The following is a 17,708-nucleotide window of genomic DNA, read 5'->3' on the forward strand; positions in this document are numbered from 1 at the left end:
CGACCTCGGCCGACGAACCGGGCATGTTCGCGCTCGTCCTGCACTCCCATCTCCCGTGGCTCGCCCACCAGGGGCGGTGGCCCGTCGGGGAGGAGTGGCTCTACCAGTCGTGGGCAGATTCGTACCTGCCCGTGGTCCGCGAACTGCGGACCCTGGCCGACGAGGGCCGCACCGATCTGCTGACCCTCGGCGTCACCCCGGTACTCGCCGCCCAACTGGACGATCCGTACAGCCTCGACGGGATGCATCACTGGCTCGGCAACTGGCAGCTCCGCGCCGCCGAAGCCGCCGGGTCCCGTGACCCGGACCGCCGCGCGCTCGGTCACCGCGAACACCGGCGATCGGCTGCCGCTCTGCACGAGTTCGAGACCCGCTGGCGCCACGGCGGCGCCCCCCGACTGCGCGAACTGGCCGACTCCGGCGCCGTCGAACTGCTCGGTGGGCCGTCGATGCACCCGTTCCAACCTCTGCTCGACCCACGACTGCGGACGTTCGCGCTCCGCGAGGGACGCGCCGACGCCGTACGCCGGTGGGGCCGCGGCACCGAGGGCATCTGGGCACCCGAGTGCGCCTTCACCGCAGGGATGGAACTCGATTACGCCGCCGCGGGCGTCGGACACTTCATGGTCGACGGCCCGGCTCTGCACGGAGACACGACGTGCGGCCGTCCGGTCGGCGACACCCACGTCGTCGCGTTCGGTCGCGATCTCCCGGTCAGCTATCGCGTGTGGTCCCCGAAGTCCGGTTATCCCGGTCATTCCGCGTACCGCGACTTCCACACCTACGACCACGACACCGGGCTGAAGCCGTCCCGGGTCACCGGCAGAAGCGTCGCGGGCCCGGACAAGGCGCCGTACGACCCGGAGCGCGCCGCAGCAGCCGTCCGCACGCACGTCGAGGACTTCGTCGACGTGGTTCGCCGCCGGCTGCGCTCCGAACACGCGCGCACCGGGTCCCCGGCACTGGTGGTCGCCGCCTTCGACACCGAGCTCTTCGGACACTGGTGGCACGAGGGTCCGGCATGGTTGGCCGGCATCCTGCGTGCGCTCCCCGAGGCCGGCATCCGCGTCGGGACACTCGCGGGCGCGAAGCGAGACGGCTACGTCGGTGATCCCGTCGACCTCCCGGACACCTCCTGGGGCAGCGGGAAGGACTGGCGGGTGTGGGCGGGCGATCCCGTCCGCGACCTGGTCGATCTCAACGCCGAGGTCACCGCCACCGCGCTCGACGCCGTCGACGCGGCACCCCCCGGCGGTCTGCGAGACCGTGTCGCGGACCAGATCCTGCGCGAGACGATGCTCACCGTCTCGAGCGACTGGGCCTTCATGGTGAGCAAGGACTCGGCCGCGCAGTACGCCCGCGACCGCGCCCACAAGCACGCTCACGCGGTGCGCGAGATCGCCGACGCCCGCGTGCACGGGCATCACGCACGAGCCGCCGACCTTGCATCCGGGTGGAACCAGGCGGACGATCTGTTCCCGGACCTCGATGCGCGGCGTCTGCAACCGACGGGTCGGGAGGTGCGGGCGTGAAGGTCCTGATGATCTCGTGGGAGTACCCGCCCGTGGTGGTCGGCGGCCTCGGTCGCCACGTCCACCATCTCGCGGTGGAACTGGCCGCGGCCGGACACGAGGTGGTGGTCCTCTCCCGCCGCCCCACGGGTTCCGACGCGGCGACCCACCCCACCGTGAGCACGGTCGCCGAGGGCGTGCTCGTCGTCGCCGTGGCCGAGGATCCGGCGCACTTCACCTTCGGAGTGGACATGCTGGAGTGGACGCTCGCGATGGGTCACGCGATGGTGCGCGCCGGCCTCGCACTCTCCAAGCCCGGCATCGGCGAGGGGTGGGTTCCCGACGTCGTCCATGCCCACGACTGGCTGGTGGCGCACCCGGCGATCGCGCTCGCCGAGTACTACGACGTCCCGCTGGTCTCGACGATCCACGCGACGGAGGCCGGACGCCACAGCGGATGGGTCTCCGGCCGCGTGAACCGCCAGGTGCACTCCGTGGAATGGTGGCTGGCGCACGAATCCGATTCCGTCATCACGTGTTCCGCGGGAATGGAGGACGAGGTGGTCCGCCTCTTCGGTCCGCTTCCGTCCCCGGTCCACGTGATACGCAACGGCATCGACACCCGGACCTGGACATACCGTCCTCGCGCGGCGCGCACCGGCGCCCCGTCCCTGCTCTTCGTGGGTCGGTTGGAGTACGAGAAGGGGGTGCAGGATCTGATAGCGGCACTCCCCCGTGTCCGACGGACGCACCCCGGCACCACGCTCACCGTCGTCGGCGACGGGACCCAGCTCGACCACCTCGTCGATCTGGCGCGTGTGCACCGGGTGCGCCGGGCGGTGACGTTCGTCGGATCCCTCGGCCACGACGGCGTTCTCGGGCATCTGCACCGGGCGGACGCGCTGGTGCTGCCGAGTCGATACGAGCCCTTCGGCATCATCGCCCTCGAGGGCGCCGCGGCCGGCACACCGCTCGTCGCCTCCACCGCGGGCGGCCTGGGCGAAGCCGTCGTCGACGGCGTCACCGGGATGTCCTTCGTTCCCGGCGATGTCGGCTCCTTGGCGACGGCGGTGCGGCGCACACTCGACGACCCCGCTGCGGCACGTACCCGGAGTGACGCGGCACGTGCGCGACTCACGTCCGACTTCGACTGGCACTCCGTGGCCCGCGAGACCGCCACGGTCTACTCCACCGCGAAGCGCCGGGTGCGCTTTCCGCTGGGCAGGCCCACGATCAGCGAACGTCCACTGCCCGAACGGGACTGAGTCACTCGCTCCCGAGCGACTTCTTGCGGGCGATGTCCTCCAGTGCGGCGATGTACGCCGCGCGGTCCTCCGCGCCGGCCTCCCAGTCGGTGCGACGGTTCCGGACCACTCGTGCGGGTGCGCCGACCGCGATCCCGTAGTCGGGCACATGCCCCTTGACCACCGCGTGCGCGCCCAGGACGCAGCCGCGACCGACGACGGTCTCCCGCAGCACGGTCACCTTCGCGGCGATCCACGTGTCCGGGCCGATCCGCACGGGCGACTTGACGATGCCCTGATCCTTGATCGGCACCGTGATGTCCTCGGTCCGATGATCGAAATCGCAGATGTAGCACCAGTCGGCGACGAGGGTGGACGCACCGATCTCGATGTCGAGATAGGTGTTGACGACGTTGTCCTTGCCGAACACCACCTTGTCACCGATGCGCAGCGACCCCTCGTGGCAGCGGATCGCGTTGCCGTCACCGATGTGCACCCAGCGACCGATCTCGAGTCGCGCCAGCTCGGGCGTCGCGTGGATCTCGACGTTCTTGCCGAGGAAGACCATTCCGCGCAACACCACGTGCGGGTTCGCGGCCTTGAAACGCGCGAGGCGGTAGTACCGCACCAGGTACCAGGGCGTGTACGCCTTGTGGCCGATCACCCAGCGCAGCGACGCGAGCGTGAGGAAGCGCGCCTGGTCGGGGTCACGTCGCCGCGATCCTCGCCACCGGGTGCGCAACGGCGCGTTCCACATGCTGGTCATGGGCGGCACATTACTGTCGGCGCCGCCGCAGGGAACCCGGGGGCCGACCACCGGGGGTCGGAACCGTGACGCATCGTTTCAGCCGTTAGTCTCGTGCGAGCCGATCACCCGACATCAGGAGAGTGCATGCACGACGAGAACCCGCGTACCTCGGTGCGCACTCGTCGAGCCGGTGCCGCTCTCCTCGCGGTCGGCGCCCTCGCCCTCGGGGCCTGTGGCAGTGACTCCCGGCCCATCGACATCCTGGGCGACGAGGGCTGGCGCGGCGGTCTCGCCGACGCCCACAACTCCGCCTCCGTGACCACCGAGGGCAGTCGCTCCCTCGCTCTCGACTGGACCCGCCCTCTCGGCGCTCCCACGTCCACACGTCCCTCCGTCGCGCCCAACGGTCAGATCACGGTGACGATGACCGGAGACGCCGGCTGCGCGCTCGGATCGTTCCAGGGCGAGACCGGACGCAAGCGGTTCTGCAACTCGCTCGGACCCTCCGGCGTCTCGTCGACCGCGGTCGCCGACTCGGCGTCCAACCTCTACGCCGGTGACGACGGCAGCATGAGCTCGATCAACCAGAACGGTCAACTGCGCTGGCGCACACCGGTCTACGGGGTACCGCGCACCCCGCAGTTCCTGCCCGACGGCAACGTCCTGGTGGTCACCCAGTTCGGTCAGATCAACGTGCTGAGCAACCAGACCGGGAACGCGGTCGCACCCGTACTGGACCTGAACCCCAATCCCACGCCCCTGGACGCGCCGAACACCACGCTGCGGCCCGCGGACGACGGTCTGCTGGCCTGCCTGGGCGGTGGGCCGGACTGCGCCGTCGCGGCGGCACCGGCCGTCGACCTGGAGTCCTCGACCGTCTACCTCATCCTGTGGCGCGCCGGCGCCATCGCTCCCCAGCTCGTGGCGCTCTCCTATACCGGCGGGGACTCCCCCGGGCTCACCGAGGCGTGGTCGTCGCCCCTGCTTCCCGCCGCCGTGACATCGAGCCCCGTGGTGTCACCCGACGGTGACCGCGTGTACCTCACGGACGTCGAGGGCACCGTGCGGGCGTACTCCACCGAGGACGGCTCCGAGATCTGGTCCTACTTCGTCGGTGACCGTGCGGCAGGAAGTGTGTCCGTCGCTGCGGACGGCACCATCGTCCCCGCGGGCGGCGCGGGGTCGCATCTGCGGGCGATCCGCGATGCGGGCGAGCGACCCGAGACGCTGTGGGAGCGGCCAGATCTCGTGACACAAGGTTCCTCCGCACTGGCGGGTGGCACCACGGGCTTCACGGTGGTCGGCGACGGTGACGGGCTGGCACTCGTCACCTTCGACACGGCCACCGGCGAGACGGTCGACACGGACGCGCTCCCCGGCGCCGAGGGCTACAGCCCCGGAGTCGTCGTCGGCTCGGACGGCGAGGTGGTCGTCCCGACCGCGCTGGGATCCCTCTACTCGTTCCGCTGAGGCCCGGTGCGCGGCCCGCACACGAAGGCCACCCCCGAGCGCCCGATCCGGGTGATCACGAGCCCCAGCGGCACGGTGCCCCGGAGATCGAGCCGGGGGCGCAGCAACGCAGGATCGACGTCGATGCCACGGACGAGAATCTCGAGCGACCCGCATCCCAGCTCCGCGAGCCGCTTGCGCAACACCTTCTCGGTGAAGGGCAACCTGTCGAGGATCTCGAAGCCCGTCGCCCCCTCCGGTATCGCGTCTCCCGTGAGGTGCGCGATGCGTGGATCCAGTTGCCACAGTCCATGTCTCGCGGCGTAGTGGCGCACGAGACCGGCCCGCACGACGGCGCCGTCGGGATCGACGATGTACCTGCCCGGGGCACGATCGTCGTCGATGGCGTCCGAGTCGGCGTCCGTCACCTCCCACGCGGAACCGTCCGACCGGAGCACCGTCGCGCGGCGACGCACAGCGGGGTCCGCCACCTCCCCCAGCCAGAGGCACGCCTCGCGGACGGCGCCGTCGAGGGAGACGAGTTCGACCTCGGCCCGCGTGTGTCGGTTCGCGAGGTCGAGACGGTCGATGTCGAGACCCGGTGCGCACTTGACCACCAGGTCGCGGCCGGCATAGGCGTCGAGGAGGTCCGGTAGCGGGGGTTCGAGGGCTGCGGGGTCGTGACGGCGGCGGCCGCCGGCGCGGCGGCCGGGGTCGGCGACGACGACGGTGCCGCGCGTGGTGGGGACGACCGCGTCGGCACGCAGCACGGCCACGTCGGGAACGTTGTGTCGTGCCATGGCCAACCGCACCGGATCGAGATCGCTACCCACCACGATGTCCGCGACCGAGTGCAGGGTGTGCAGTTCGGTGCCGATCGAGCAGGTGACGTCGTGGATGCGACGTCCGCGCAGCCGCTCGGCCCGGTGCCGGGACACCTGTTCGGTGGTGGCCTGCTGCACCGCGTCGTCGGTGACCAACCACGTTCCGGCGAACGGCAGCTTGGTCGCGGCCTTGCGACGCAGGGTGACCGTCTCGATCAGCGCGGCGGCGCGGTCACCGAAGGCGCTGCGGATCCGGCCGATGTCCGAGACCAGCGTGGCGGGCGTCAGCGCACGGTCACCGACCGCGGCCAGCGCGTCGGACGCCCCGGCCAGGTACTCGACGTCGTCGAGGTCGAACGAGTATCCCACCGACGCGTCAGAGCGCGCCGGTGTCCGGCTTCGTGCCCGTGATCATCACGTTGTAGAAGTAGCCACGGGGCACGACGTGGTGCAGCACGTTCTCGTCGAGCCAGGACAGCGACTTCCAGCCGTTGAACGCGAACCTCGCCCAGCCCCAACCCAGCTTCTCCGCCGGCACCGCCGCCTCGAAGGTGCGGACCGGCCAGCCCAGCAGCGCTGCGGCGAACTCCTCGGTCTTGGCCTGCACGTCGTCCGCACCGGCGGCGACGGCGATGTTCTCGAGCTCCGTCGGGTCGAAGGTGTGCAGATCGACGACGGCCTCGAGTGCCGCGGCACGGGACGACTCGTCCAGCTCCTGCTGCGGGCGACGCCAGTCCGCGAGGAACGGCAACCGCGTCGTGCGGGTCGTGGCCTCCCACGTGAGACGCCCCAGCCACCGCGCGTAGAAGTTGCCCACCGTCGTCGGCTCGCCCGCGAACACGAACCGGCCGCCGGGCTTGAGCACGCGCAGCACCTCGCGCAGAGACTGCTCCACGTCCGGGATGTGGTGCAGCACCGCGTGACCGACGACGAGATCGAACGTGTCGTCCTCGTACGGGATGGTCTCGGCATCGGCGACGCGGCCGTCCACGTCGAGGCCCAGGTTCTCGGCGTTGCGCAGCGCGACCTTGACCATGCCCGGCGACAGGTCCGTGACCGACCCGGTCGCGGCGACGCCGCTCTGCATGAGGTTGAGCAGGAAGAAGCCGGTACCGCAGCCCAGTTCCAGCGCGCGACCGTACGGCAGGGCCTCGGATCCGGCCACCGCGTCGAAACGGCCGCGGGCGTAGTCGATGCAGCGCTGGTCGTAGGAGATCGACCACTTGTCGTCGTAGGTCTCCGCTTCCCAGTCGTGGTAGAGCACCTGGGCCAGCTTGGTGTCCGACCGTGCGGCCTGCACTTCCTCGGCACTCGCGTGCGGGCGCGGCGCCGGATCCGACGGTGCGGTCGAGGCGGCGGTGTCGGTGTGCGGTTCACGAGCGGTCATGGAAGGGAACCCTATCTGAACGAGTGCGGGAGGCTAGTTGCCGGTGAAGTCGGCCTTGCCCGGGCCGTTCTCGAGGAACGACGCCATGCCGATCGCGCGGTCCTCGGTTCCGAACAGCGAGGCGAAGACGTGCGCCTCGATCTTCAGGCCAGTCGCGAGGTCGGTGTCCAGACCCTCGTCGATCGCCGCCTTGGCTGCGGCGAGGGCGCGCGAGGCACCGCGGACGAACTGACCGGCCCACGTGCGCGCCGCCTCGTACACGGCATCGGGGGCCACCACCTCGTCCACGAGACCGACGGCGAGCGCCTCCTCGGCCCCGACGAAACGGCCGGTGAACACCATGTCCTTCGCGCGGCTCGGGCCGATCAGCCGGGCGAGTCGCTGGGTGCCGCCACCGCCGGGAATGACGCCGAGCAGCACCTCGGGGACGCCGAGCTTCGCGTTGTCGCCCGCGATGCGGCGATCGGCACCGAGGGCGACCTCCAGACCGCCGCCGAGGGCGTATCCGGTGATGGCGGCGACGGTGGGCTTCGGGATGGACGCGATCGCTCCGAGACCGGCCTGCAGAGCGCCGATCGCGTCGGTCATCTGACCCGCGGACATCTCCGCCATCTCCTTGATGTCCGCGCCGGCGGCGAACACCTTCTCACCGCCGTACACGATGACCGCCTTGACGTCCGGATCCTCGGCGGCGGCCCGCGACACCTCGAGGAGCTCACCCTGCACCTGGCGGTTCAGAGCGTTCATCGGCGGCCGGGAGAGCCGGATGGTGCCGATGCCGTCGGTCACGTCGAGAGTCACGAATTCAGCCATGGCCAGCACGCTAGCTGTTCGACGTCCGCTCGGTGCGTGGGGGGAGGTCGGCGCGATACTCGTCGGCGCCGTCGAAGTTCACCCGCACGGATCCACCCGATCCGCTGATGACGGGCTGCACCGGCGCCAGATCGGCCTCTGCGGCCATGGCCTCGGCCACCGACCCGTGACCGGCGAGATGCCGCAGGCACGCCCAGGTGGGCGGCATCAGCATGCGGTCGCCGCGACGGAACTCGTCGAGGGCATCCGCGGGCCGCACCCACGCGGCGTCGACGGCCTCGGACGTCTCGCCGTCGGGACGTTGCCCGGACGGGAGCGCCGCGACGAAGAAGCGGGTGTCGTACCGACGGGTCGTCTCGCCCTCGGGCGTGATCCAACGGGCGTGCGGGCGCAGCAGATCGGAGCGCACCACCAGGCGGGTCTCGGCCAGGAACTCACCGAAAGAGATCTCATGCTTCTCGACGGCACGACGCCGGTCGGCGTGATCGGACGTGTCCGCGACGACGGTGTGCGCGTCGGGCCCGGCGAACAGGACACCGCACTCCTCGAAGGTCTCGCGCACCGCGGCGAGCACCAGGGCCCGCGCCGCGGCGTCGTCGTCGGTGCCGAACCGTGCCGCCCACCACGCGGGTGACGGGCCGGCCCACCGGTCCTCCCCGTCCGCGGGCGTGCGATCGGTCGGATCCACACCGCCGCCCGGGAAGACCGTCATGCCGGCGGCGAACGCCATCCGTCCGACTCGCCGCTGCAGGAAGACCTCGAGCCCTGCCGGCGCATCGCGCAGCAGGATGACGGTGGAGGCGTCCCGCAGCGCGACCGGTTCGGTCACCGCGCTCGCCGATGGGACGACCGCGACCGCTTGCGCCGCGCGAAGAAGCGCCCGTCGGTGCGCTCGAGGGCGATGGCCTGACTGAACGCGGTGGACAGGTTCTCCTCCGTGATGACGTCGTCGATGAGACCCTGCGCCACGACTCCGCCCTCCTTGAGCAGCATCGCGTGGGTGAAGCCCGGTGGGATCTCCTCCACGTGGTGCGTGATCAGCACCGTCGCGGGGGCGTCGGGGTCGAGTGCGAGGTCGGTGAGGATGGCCACGAGATCCTCGCGGCCTCCGAGGTCGAGACCCGCGGCCGGCTCGTCGAGCAGCAGCAACTCGGGGTCCGTCATCAGAGCGCGGGCGATCAGGACACGCTTGCGTTCGCCCTCGGACAGCGTCCCGAAGGTCCGGCGAGCGAGATGCTCGATACCGGCCGTCTCGAGCATGTCGACCGCACGCTCGTCGTCCACCTCGTCGTACTTCTCACGCCAGCGACCGAGCACCGCGTACCCCGCCGACACGACCAGATCGGCCACCACCTCGTCGGACGGGATGCGTCCGGCGAGAGCAGAGGACGACAGGCCGATGCGCGGCTTGAGTTCCGAGATGTCGACGTGCCCGAGCGTCTCGCCGAGCACGTGCGCGGTGCCGGAGGTCGGGTAGATCTCCGCCGCGGCGACGCGCAGCAGCGTGGTCTTGCCCGCACCGTTCGGTCCGAGGACCACCCACCGCTCGTCCAGCTCCACGTTCCAGGAGACGGGGCCGACGAGGGTCGTCCCTCCGCGGACGACGGAGACATCGGCGAGTTCGACGAGCAGGTCTGGGTCAGGAGAGGACACGCCTTCCATCTTCCCGCACGCGCGGGGTGCATCCACGGCAGGATCAGCACGCGTGTCGCACGAACAGAACTCACCGAAGTCCGCCGCCGCGTCGGGCAGGCCCTTCCCGTTGGGCGCCCACCCCGTGGAGGGCGGCGTCTGCTTCGCCGTGCACGCACCCGACGCGCACGCCGTCGAGGTGTGTCTGGTGGACGGGTCGGGCCCCGACTCACGGGAGTCGCGTCACCTCCTCACCCAGCGCACGTACGGCATCTGGCACGGTGTGGTCGCCGAGGCCGGCGTCGGATCCGTCTACGGCTACCGCGTCTCCGGACCGTGGAATCCCGAGGCCGGTCACCGGTTCGATCCGCACAAGATCCTTCTCGACCCCTACGCACGGCGCATCGTCGGCAGCCTCGGCGACGCGCGAGCCCTCCTGCCGTATCGCGACGACCCGTTCGGACCGCAGTCGACGGTCGACTCGCTGGGACACGCTCCCCTCGCGGTGGTCACCGCTCCCCTGCCGGCCTCGGACGCACCGCGACTCGAGACCGACTGGGACCGCACCGTCGTGTACGAGGTGCACGTCGGGTCGTTCACCGGTGCCCATCCGGACGTCCCCGAGAATCTACGCGGCACCTACCTCGGACTCGTTCACCCTGCGGTGCTCGAGCACCTTCGTACGCTGGGTGTGACGGCGGTGGAACTGCTTCCGGTGCACGCGTGCCTCACCGAACCCGGTGTGCGCGCCCGAGGGATGCGCAACCACTGGGGCTACAGCACCGGCTCGTACTTCGCCGTCGAACCGTCGTACGCCTCGGTCCCCGGCGCCGAGGTCACCGAGTTCCGCACGATGGTGGACACGCTGCACGAGGCGGGTATCGAGGTGATCCTCGACGTCGTCTACAACCACACCTGCGAGGGCGGTGTCGACGGCCCCTCCCTCTCGTGGCGCGGCCTGGACGCGCGCGGGTACTACCTGCTGGACGCCCGCGGTCACGACATCGATCTGACGGGATGCGGCAACACCGTCGACGCCGCGTCCCCGGCCGTCGTCCGGATGGTCTGCGACTCGTTGCGGTACTGGGTCACCGAACTGGGGGTCGACGGCTTCCGCTTCGATCTCGCCAGCACTCTGGGCAGGCCGGGCGGATGGCGCTTCGATCCGCACGCCCCGATGTTGAGCGCCATCGCCGCCGACCCGATCCTGTGCCGTGCCAAGCTGATCGCCGAGCCGTGGGACGCGACCGGGCCCGGGTACCAGGTCGGCGGGTTCGGCGGCGTGTGGAGCGAGTGGAACGACCGCTACCGAGACACGCTGCGCCGCTTCTTCGCCGGGCACGGCGGTGTGCGTGAGCTGGCGTCACGCCTCGCGGGATCCGAGGATCTGTTCGCGCCGACCGGACGCAGGCCGTGGGCGTCCGTCAACTTCGTCACCGCTCACGACGGCTTCACCGCGCGAGACCTGGTGTCCTACAACGCCAAGCACAACGAGGCCAACGGCGAGTCCAACCGCGACGGCACCGACAACAACCTCTCGGTGAATCACGGCGTCGAGGGCGAGACCGAGGACCCCGCCGTGCTCGCGGCGCGCGATCGACACGTGCGTGCGCTGCTGTCGACCCTGGCCCTGTCCACCGGGACACCGATGTTCCTGGCCGGCGACGAACTGGGACACACGCAGCACGGCAACAACAATGCCTACTGCGTGCCGCAGGAAACATCGGCCGCGGATGCGCACGCGATCGACTGGTCGAGACGGGACGACGCCCTGACGGCGACTCTGGGACGAGCACTGCGGCTGCGTCGATCGGCACCCGTTCTGCGCCAACAGGAGTTCTTCGCCGGTCGTGACACACCCAGCGGCGAACCGGATCTCATGTGGTTCGACCACGACGGGGCCGAGATCGTCGGCGATCGGTGGAACGACGATCACGCCCGGACCCTGCAGGCCTGGGTCGACGGATCCGACGTGCGCATCCCCGCGCTCCGACACGCAGGGGTCGAGGCGGAGACCTTCGATTCGGCTCTGCTGGTGGTGCACTCGGGAGGCGATGCGAACATCGTCCTCCCCGATCACCGTCGACACGGGCCGGACGAGGCACCCGGTTACGTTCCCGTCTTCGACTCCGCGACACCCGACGGTCGACCGGTGGACGCGTCGCCCGTCACCGCGGGAAGCACCGTCCGAGTGGCCGGTCCGATCGTGCTCGTCTACATCTCGACGATCCCGTCCTGACTCAGGCGGTGCGCGGGACGTCCAGCTCGGCGATCACGGTCATCGACCCGGGGGCGACCTCCGTGTAGCCGGCGTCCCGCACGCCGACGGCGGTGCCGCGCTCGCACTCGGCCACGAGGCGAGACCAGGTCTCGGCATCGGCATCACGAACGCTGACGGCCCACTGCGCGTCCTGCCACACCCGGACGTCCTCGACCGTCATGGCACCGGCAGCGAGCATCACGGCGTGTCCCACCTGGGCGGCGGTCTTGCCGACGGTCATCTCGAGCTCCGCGTCCACCCAGAGCCGCACGGCACCCTCGGCGTGCGGTCCCGGGTCGTCGGCCGGCAGGTCGGTGCCTCCCACCTGGAGCTTGCGCAGCCTCGAGTCCAGATCACCCACACGGCACGGCACGTAGGCCCGAGCCGACGCCCCGCCCGCGTCGACGGTCACGCCGTCCACCTCCTGCGCCGCCGTCCACTGCGCGCCCCGCGCGCGACGGGACACCTTGCGGATCCGCGCACCCAGCCACGCCGTGTACTCCTCGTGCCAGGGACCGCCCGGGGCGATGCGCTCGTCCAGGCACACCTGCAGCGTCGCGGACGCCGCCGCGGCCAGCAGGTCGGACCGGGCCGGCGGATCGACCTTGGGGATGTGGAGCACCAGCGGCATCGCGCGCACGTCGGCAGGATCGGGCGGATCGACTCGCGAGCCGTAGGAACCGGCCGCACTCGTCCCGGCCACCAGCACCGCGTGGCGCTCCTCGAGGGTGGACGGCCGGACGTCCTCCAGGGGACCCTCGTCGATCACGGGATGGGGATGCGGCGAACCCCGCCGTCGAGGGAGTCGGCGGCCTCGATCTCACTGCGGGTGACACCGAGGACGAAGAGCAGCGCGTCGAGGAACGGATAGGACAGCGCCGCGTCCGCGACCTCGCGCAGCGCCGGCTTCGCGTTGAAGGCGATGCCGAGACCCGCCGCGGTGAGCATGTCGATGTCGTTGGCACCGTCGCCGACCGCCACCGTCTGCTCCATCGGCACACCGACCTGTGAGGCGAACTGGCGCAGCGCCACCGCCTTCGCCGCGCGATCGACGACATCGCCGATCACGCGGCCGGTGAGCTTGCCGTCGACGATCTCCAGGGTGTTCGCCTTCACGAAGTCCAGTTCGAGCTCGTGCGCCAAGCCCTCGATCACCTGCCGGAAACCGCCCGACACCACGCCGCAGTGATAGCCGAGTCGTCGCAACGTCCGAATGGTGGTGCGCGCGCCCGGCGTGAGCTCGAGATCCTCGGCGACGTCGTCGATGACCGATGCGTCCAACCCGGCCAGGGTCGCGACTCGACGGTGCAGTGACTCCGCGAAGTCGATCTCGCCTCGCATGGCCGCCTCGGTGACGGCTCGGACCTCGTCCTCGACTCCGGCCCGCGCCGCGAGCATCTCGATGACCTCGCCCTGCACCAGCGTCGAGTCGACGTCGAACACGATGAGGCGCTTCGCTCGACGAGCCAGTCCGGACCGTTCGACGGCGACGTCGATACCGACTCCGGCAGCCACGGTCGCGAGCGCCGACCGCAACGCCTCGTCGGCCTCGTCGCTCGACAGCCCGCCCTCCTCCTGCGGACGGGCCGAGACCAACAGCTCGAGTCCCGTCACCGGGTAGTCGGCGATACCGCGGATCGAGTCGATGTTGGCGCCCTGTCGCGCGAGTTCACTCGACAGCACGCTGATGGCTCGCGCGGTGACGGGCCGTCCCAACACGACGACGACGTGGGTGGAGAGGGGCGAACGACCGTGCGCTCCCCCGACCTCGACGTCGACGTGGACACCCACCGTGCCCATGGCCTCCTCGAGGTGCTCCTGCAAACTCTCGACGTCCCCGGGGCAACTGCCCAGGACACCGAGCGTCAGGCGACCGCGAATGACCACCTGCTCCACGTCCACGACGCTGACGTCGTGTCGCGCCAGCGAGGCGAAGAGCACGGATGTGACACCGGGCTTGTCACCGCCGGTGACCGTCACGAGCACGGACGTCGGCGGGGGTGGTGTCTCCACCATCGAGGTATCTCCTTGTCACACGAAAAGCCCCTCACCGTGAGGAGAGGGGCTCGTCGCTGGAACGGTCGTGGAACGAGAGGACTACTTGTCGCGGTCGCCCGAACCTTCGTGATCGCTGGTCGCGATCGGCGCGCGGCGTGCCTGCTCGAGCACCTCGGTGGTCTTGCCTCCACCGTGGCCCGGTCCCACATGCGCTTCGTCTCGCATGCGTTCGACCATGTGCGGGTAGTGCAGCTCGAACGCGGGGCGCTCGGAGCGGATACGCGGGAGCTCCACGAAGTTGTGGCGCGGCGGCGGGCAGCTGGTCGCCCACTCCAGGGAGTTGCCGTAGCCCCACGGATCGTCGACCGTGACGACCTCGCCGTAGCGGTAGCTCTTGAAGACGTTCCAGAGGAACGGCAACGTCGAGGCGCCGAGGACGAAGGCACCGACCGTCGAGATCGAGTTGAGCACCGTGAAGCCATCGGACGGGAGGTAGTCCGCGTAGCGACGCGGGAATCCCTCGGCGCCGAGCCAGTGCTGCACCAGGAACGTGGCGTGGAAGCCGACGAAGGTGGCCCAGAAGTGCCACTTGCCGAGAGCCTCGTCCATCATCCGGCCCGTCATCTTCGGGAACCAGAAGTAGATACCGGCGTAGGTCGCGAACACGATCGTGCCGAACAGCACGTAGTGGAAGTGCGCCACCACGAAGTAGGAGTCGGTGACGTGGAAGTCGATGGGCGGGCTGGCGAGCAGCACACCGGACAGACCACCGAAGAGGAACGTGACCAGGAAGCCGACCGAGAACAGCATCGGCGTCTCGAACGTCAGCTGGCCCTTCCACATCGTGCCGATCCAGTTGAAGAACTTCACACCCGTCGGGACAGCGATGAGGAACGTCATGAAGGAGAAGAACGGCAGCAGCACCGCACCGGTCGCGTACATGTGGTGGGCCCACACGGCGATGGACAGCGCCGCGATGGCGATGGTGGCGTAGATCAGGCCCGTGTAACCGAACAGCGGCTTACGGGAGAAGACCGGGAAGATCTCCGACACGATGCCGAAGAACGGCAGCGCGATGATGTACACCTCGGGGTGACCGAAGAACCAGAACAGGTGCTGCCACAGCAACACACCGCCCGTGGCCGGATCGAACAGGTGCGCACCCAGGTGTCGGTCGGCCGCCAGTCCCAGCAGTGCCGCGGTGAGCAGCGGGAAGGCGAGCAGCACGAGGATCATCGTCACGAAGATGTTCCAGGTGAAGATCGGCATCCGGAACATGGTCATGCCCGGGGCACGCAGGCAGATGACCGTCGTGATCATGTTCACGCCACCGAGGATGGTGCCGAGGCCCGAGAGCGCGAGGCCCATGATCCAGAAGTCCGCGCCCACGCCCGGCGAGTGCACGGCGTCGGTGAGCGGCGTGTAGGCCGTCCAGCCGAAGTCTGCAGCGCCACCGGGGGTGATGAAGCCCGCCGAGGCGATGAGTGCGCCGAACAGGTACAGCCAGTAGCTGAACGCGTTCAGACGTGGGAACGCCACGTCGGGCGCACCGATCTGCAGCGGGAGGATGTAGTTGGCGAACGCGAACACGATGGGCGTCGCGTACAGCAGCAACATGATCGTGCCGTGCATGGTGAAGAGCTGGTTGTACTGCTCGTTCGACAGGAACTGCATGCCCGGGAGGGCGAGCTCCGCACGCATGAGCAGGGCGAGGACGCCACCGAACAAGAAGAAGCCGAACGACGTGACCATGTACATGATCCCGAGCGTCTTCGGATCGGTGGTCGTCACCATCTTGTGGATGAACGATCCCTTGGGCCCCATACGGGGCGGGTACGGCCGTGAAGCCGTCAGCTCGGGGACTGGCTGGGGCGCTAGGGCAGTCACTGATCCTCCTGAAAGCGCGTCTCCCCGTGCCCGAGGTGGACGCATGAAATTCGTGCGCTCTATGGATCGTAACCCCATGACACACGAACTGCGGCACGGGTCCTACGAAGTGTCGTACTTCCACCCGGGTGTCGCATTTTCCGGCCCGCGGGAGGCCCTCTTCCGAGAGCCTCCACGACCGGAGCACGGCCTGCCCGCCACTCGCCGAGCGACCGGCTTCCGGACTGCCCGTAAGGTCTCGGCCATGTCGGATCGCTCTCGTCGTCACGCTCGATCGGTCGTCGCCCTCGCGACGATTCCCGCGATGCTCGCCCTCTCTGCCTGCGGCGACACCTCGAGTGACGACGCCTCCACCATTGTGCGGACCACCACGAACGTGGCCGGAGCCGGCGTCGTCGGCATCGAACGTGGCACCGCCGGCCTGTGCGCGCTCCCGCAGCCGGTCGACTCGGTCGGTCAGCAAGGTGACACCCGGCTCGTCGTCGGCAGCGGCCGTGCGACCACGGTGCCCGCCGATCCGCAACGTGTCGTGGTTCTCACCATGACGGCACTCGACGCGTCGTGCGCCGTCGGCACCTGGGAGCGCGTCGTCGGCGCACCCACGGCGCCGCTCGCTCCCACCGCTCCCCCGTCCGGCCTGCTGCGCCCGGACTACCTCGGCACCGGCATCGCCGAGATCGCCGGCGTCGGACCCGAGGGCTCCCCCGACGTCGACGCGATCCGAGCACTGGCTCCGGACGTCATCATCGGCGGCGACGCCCTCGACCCCGCCGTCACCGCGCAACTCGACGGCATCGCCCCGACCGTTCTCACGCGCGCGTCGTCGTCGTGGCTCGAACGGTCCACGCTCGCGGCCGCGGCGATGGGACGACGTGACGCCGCCACCCGTGCGACGGAGCAGTACCGCGCACGCGCCGAGACCGTGGGCCGCGAGCAGAACTCCCGCATCACCGAGGCGTCTCTCGTGCGCTTCGGCGCCGACGGCACACAACTGCTCGGCGACGACAGCTTCGCGGGGCAGGTACTCGCGCAGGCGGGCGTGCGACGACCGGGGCCTCAGCTGGGCGAGACCCGCGCACTCCCGCAGGACGATCTGTCCGACGCGGAGGGCGACCTGATCTACGTCATGTTCGACGGACAGGCGGGGCTGGAACGCGGCACCGAGGTCATGGACTCGGACGCCTGGAAGGACCTCGGCGCCGCGACGGACAGTCGCGTGTTCAGCGTCGACGACACGGTGTGGTCGGGCGAGGGCCTCGTGGCTGCGGGCGCGGTCCTCACCGACGTGTCGAACACGCTGAACGGCTACGTCTGACGCGTCGGCGGTAGCGTTCCGGGAGTGCCGATACCCGAGTTCATCACCACCCTGCGCGCCAAGATCGGTCACGATCCGCTCTGGCTCTCCGGTGTCAGTGCCGTCGTGCTCGACGCCGACGATCGGCTGCTGCTGACGCGTCGCAAGGACAACGAGCTCTGGGCCGTGGTGTCCGGCGTCCTCGAGCCCGGCGAGGAACCCGGACCGGCCGCCCTCCGGGAGATCCTGGAGGAGACGGGCGTGACGGCCGAGCTCGTGCGGTTGACGAGTGTCGACGTCACCGAGCCCATCGTCTACCCGAACGGCGACCGCACCCAGTACCTCGACGTCTGCTTCCTCGCCCGGTACGTCGCCGGCGAGGCGCGGGTCGCGGACGACGAGAACCTCGACGTGCAGTGGTTCGCGCGCGATGCGCTGCCCGCGGACATCACCGACACCTCGACTCTCCGCATCGCGAAGGCGCTGGACCACGGCCCGGAGGCCTGGTTCCGGCGGTAGGTGGCGCCGGACCGTGCCGTTCTGCCGCGTCCTGTGTGCACCGCTGCTCAGTGTCGGGCGCGCCCGCACACCCTCACCGATTTCGGCCACCTTCACCGGTCACAACCGGTGAAGGTGGCTACAACCGTTGCAGGAGGGCGCA

The 17,708-nt window shown here is 70.0% G+C and carries 15 protein-coding genes; 6 read left to right on the top strand and 9 right to left on the bottom strand.

Annotated elements, in window-relative coordinates; translation table 11 throughout:
* Positions 1-23: 23 nt before the first annotated feature.
* Entirely contained in the window at positions 24-1,532 is a 1,509-nt protein-coding gene (locus tag HQ308_RS03090) for a glycoside hydrolase family 57 protein (protein WP_222637827.1), read from the top strand.
* On the top strand, positions 1,529-2,776 hold the full coding sequence (locus tag HQ308_RS03095; protein ID WP_222645388.1) for a glycosyltransferase family 4 protein: 1,248 nt from the start codon (positions 1,529-1,531) through the stop codon (positions 2,774-2,776). Before HQ308_RS03090 ends, HQ308_RS03095 begins: the two co-directional genes overlap by 4 nt.
* A gap of 1 nt (position 2,777) precedes the next feature.
* Here the strand turns inward: HQ308_RS03095 and HQ308_RS03100 are convergent, their stop codons facing one another.
* Positions 2,778-3,521 (bottom strand): acyltransferase, encoded by a 744-nt coding sequence (locus tag HQ308_RS03100; protein ID WP_222645389.1) that lies wholly within the window; start codon positions 3,519-3,521, stop codon positions 2,778-2,780.
* A gap of 126 nt (positions 3,522-3,647) precedes the next feature.
* Between HQ308_RS03100 and HQ308_RS03105 the strand changes: the two genes are divergently transcribed.
* A complete protein-coding gene (locus HQ308_RS03105) occupies positions 3,648-4,973 on the top strand; it encodes a PQQ-binding-like beta-propeller repeat protein (protein ID WP_222645390.1) in 1,326 nt (441 codons plus the stop codon).
* Here HQ308_RS03105 and HQ308_RS03110 read toward each other — a convergent pair.
* From HQ308_RS03110 to HQ308_RS03130, 5 genes are read right to left on the bottom strand one after another with little or no spacing between them, the layout of a single operon-like run.
* The gene (locus HQ308_RS03110; protein WP_222645391.1) at positions 4,958-6,145 is read right to left on the bottom strand and encodes a class I SAM-dependent methyltransferase; all 1,188 of its coding nucleotides are present in this window, start codon (positions 6,143-6,145) and stop codon (positions 4,958-4,960) included. The genes HQ308_RS03105 and HQ308_RS03110 overlap by 16 nt on opposite strands.
* A gap of 7 nt (positions 6,146-6,152) precedes the next feature.
* On the bottom strand, positions 6,153-7,163 hold the full coding sequence (locus HQ308_RS03115; protein WP_027507036.1) for a class I SAM-dependent methyltransferase: 1,011 nt from the start codon (positions 7,161-7,163) through the stop codon (positions 6,153-6,155).
* Positions 7,164-7,196: 33 nt separating this feature from the next.
* The gene (locus HQ308_RS03120; RefSeq protein WP_056446209.1) at positions 7,197-7,976 is read right to left on the bottom strand and encodes an enoyl-CoA hydratase/isomerase family protein; all 780 of its coding nucleotides are present in this window, start codon (positions 7,974-7,976) and stop codon (positions 7,197-7,199) included.
* Positions 7,977-7,986: 10 nt separating this feature from the next.
* Positions 7,987-8,805 (bottom strand): NUDIX hydrolase, encoded by an 819-nt coding sequence (locus HQ308_RS03125; RefSeq protein WP_222645392.1) that lies wholly within the window; start codon positions 8,803-8,805, stop codon positions 7,987-7,989.
* A complete protein-coding gene (locus tag HQ308_RS03130) occupies positions 8,802-9,638 on the bottom strand; it encodes an ABC transporter ATP-binding protein (protein WP_027507055.1) in 837 nt (278 codons plus the stop codon). The genes HQ308_RS03125 and HQ308_RS03130 overlap by 4 nt, the downstream gene beginning before the upstream one ends.
* A 43-nt stretch (positions 9,639-9,681) precedes the next feature.
* Here HQ308_RS03130 and glgX point away from each other — a divergent pair, with 43 nt between their 5' ends.
* Positions 9,682-11,847 carry a glycogen debranching protein GlgX gene (gene glgX, locus HQ308_RS03135; protein WP_222645393.1) on the top strand — a complete coding sequence of 722 codons (2,166 nt, stop codon included), beginning with the start codon at positions 9,682-9,684 and terminating at the stop codon, positions 11,845-11,847.
* 1 nt (position 11,848) lies between these two features.
* Here the strand turns inward: glgX and HQ308_RS03140 are convergent, their stop codons facing one another.
* The 3 genes from HQ308_RS03140 to ctaD form a co-directional block, all read right to left on the bottom strand.
* Positions 11,849-12,637: a peptidyl-tRNA hydrolase gene (locus tag HQ308_RS03140; protein WP_374198517.1), complete on the bottom strand. Its 789-nt coding sequence runs from the start codon at positions 12,635-12,637 to the stop codon at positions 11,849-11,851.
* The gene (gene serB, locus HQ308_RS03145; RefSeq protein WP_027507041.1) at positions 12,634-13,884 is read right to left on the bottom strand and encodes a phosphoserine phosphatase SerB; all 1,251 of its coding nucleotides are present in this window, start codon (positions 13,882-13,884) and stop codon (positions 12,634-12,636) included. Before serB ends, HQ308_RS03140 begins: the two co-directional genes overlap by 4 nt.
* An 81-nt stretch (positions 13,885-13,965) precedes the next feature.
* A complete protein-coding gene (ctaD, locus tag HQ308_RS03150; protein WP_027507042.1) occupies positions 13,966-15,753 on the bottom strand; it encodes a cytochrome c oxidase subunit I in 1,788 nt (595 codons plus the stop codon).
* Positions 15,754-15,997: 244 nt separating this feature from the next.
* Between ctaD and HQ308_RS03155 the strand changes: the two genes are divergently transcribed.
* Positions 15,998-17,068, top strand: coding sequence for an ABC transporter substrate-binding protein (locus HQ308_RS03155; protein ID WP_222645394.1), 1,071 nt, complete (start codon positions 15,998-16,000; stop codon positions 17,066-17,068).
* Between the two features lie 24 nt (positions 17,069-17,092).
* Entirely contained in the window at positions 17,093-17,566 is a 474-nt protein-coding gene (locus tag HQ308_RS03160) for an NUDIX domain-containing protein (protein WP_027507044.1), read from the top strand.
* Positions 17,567-17,708 lie beyond the last annotated feature (142 nt).

This window comes from Rhodococcus sp. BP-241 (genome assembly GCF_019836145.1).
Classification (GTDB): domain Bacteria; phylum Actinomycetota; class Actinomycetes; order Mycobacteriales; family Mycobacteriaceae; genus Rhodococcoides.

Coding starts and splice junctions, on each gene's coding strand:
- HQ308_RS03090 (WP_222637827.1), top strand. CDS start 24: ATGTTCGCGCTCGTCCTGCACTCCCATCTCCCGTGGCTCGCCCACCAG.
- HQ308_RS03100 (WP_222645389.1), bottom strand. CDS start 3,521: ATGACCAGCATGTGGAACGCGCCGTTGCGCACCCGGTGGCGAGGATCG.
- HQ308_RS03105 (WP_222645390.1), top strand. CDS start 3,648: ATGCACGACGAGAACCCGCGTACCTCGGTGCGCACTCGTCGAGCCGGT.
- HQ308_RS03115 (WP_027507036.1), bottom strand. CDS start 7,163: ATGACCGCTCGTGAACCGCACACCGACACCGCCGCCTCGACCGCACCG.
- HQ308_RS03120 (WP_056446209.1), bottom strand. CDS start 7,976: ATGGCTGAATTCGTGACTCTCGACGTGACCGACGGCATCGGCACCATC.
- HQ308_RS03130 (WP_027507055.1), bottom strand. CDS start 9,638: ATGGAAGGCGTGTCCTCTCCTGACCCAGACCTGCTCGTCGAACTCGCC.
- serB (WP_027507041.1), bottom strand. CDS start 13,884: ATGGTGGAGACACCACCCCCGCCGACGTCCGTGCTCGTGACGGTCACC.
- HQ308_RS03155 (WP_222645394.1), top strand. CDS start 15,998: ATGTCGGATCGCTCTCGTCGTCACGCTCGATCGGTCGTCGCCCTCGCG.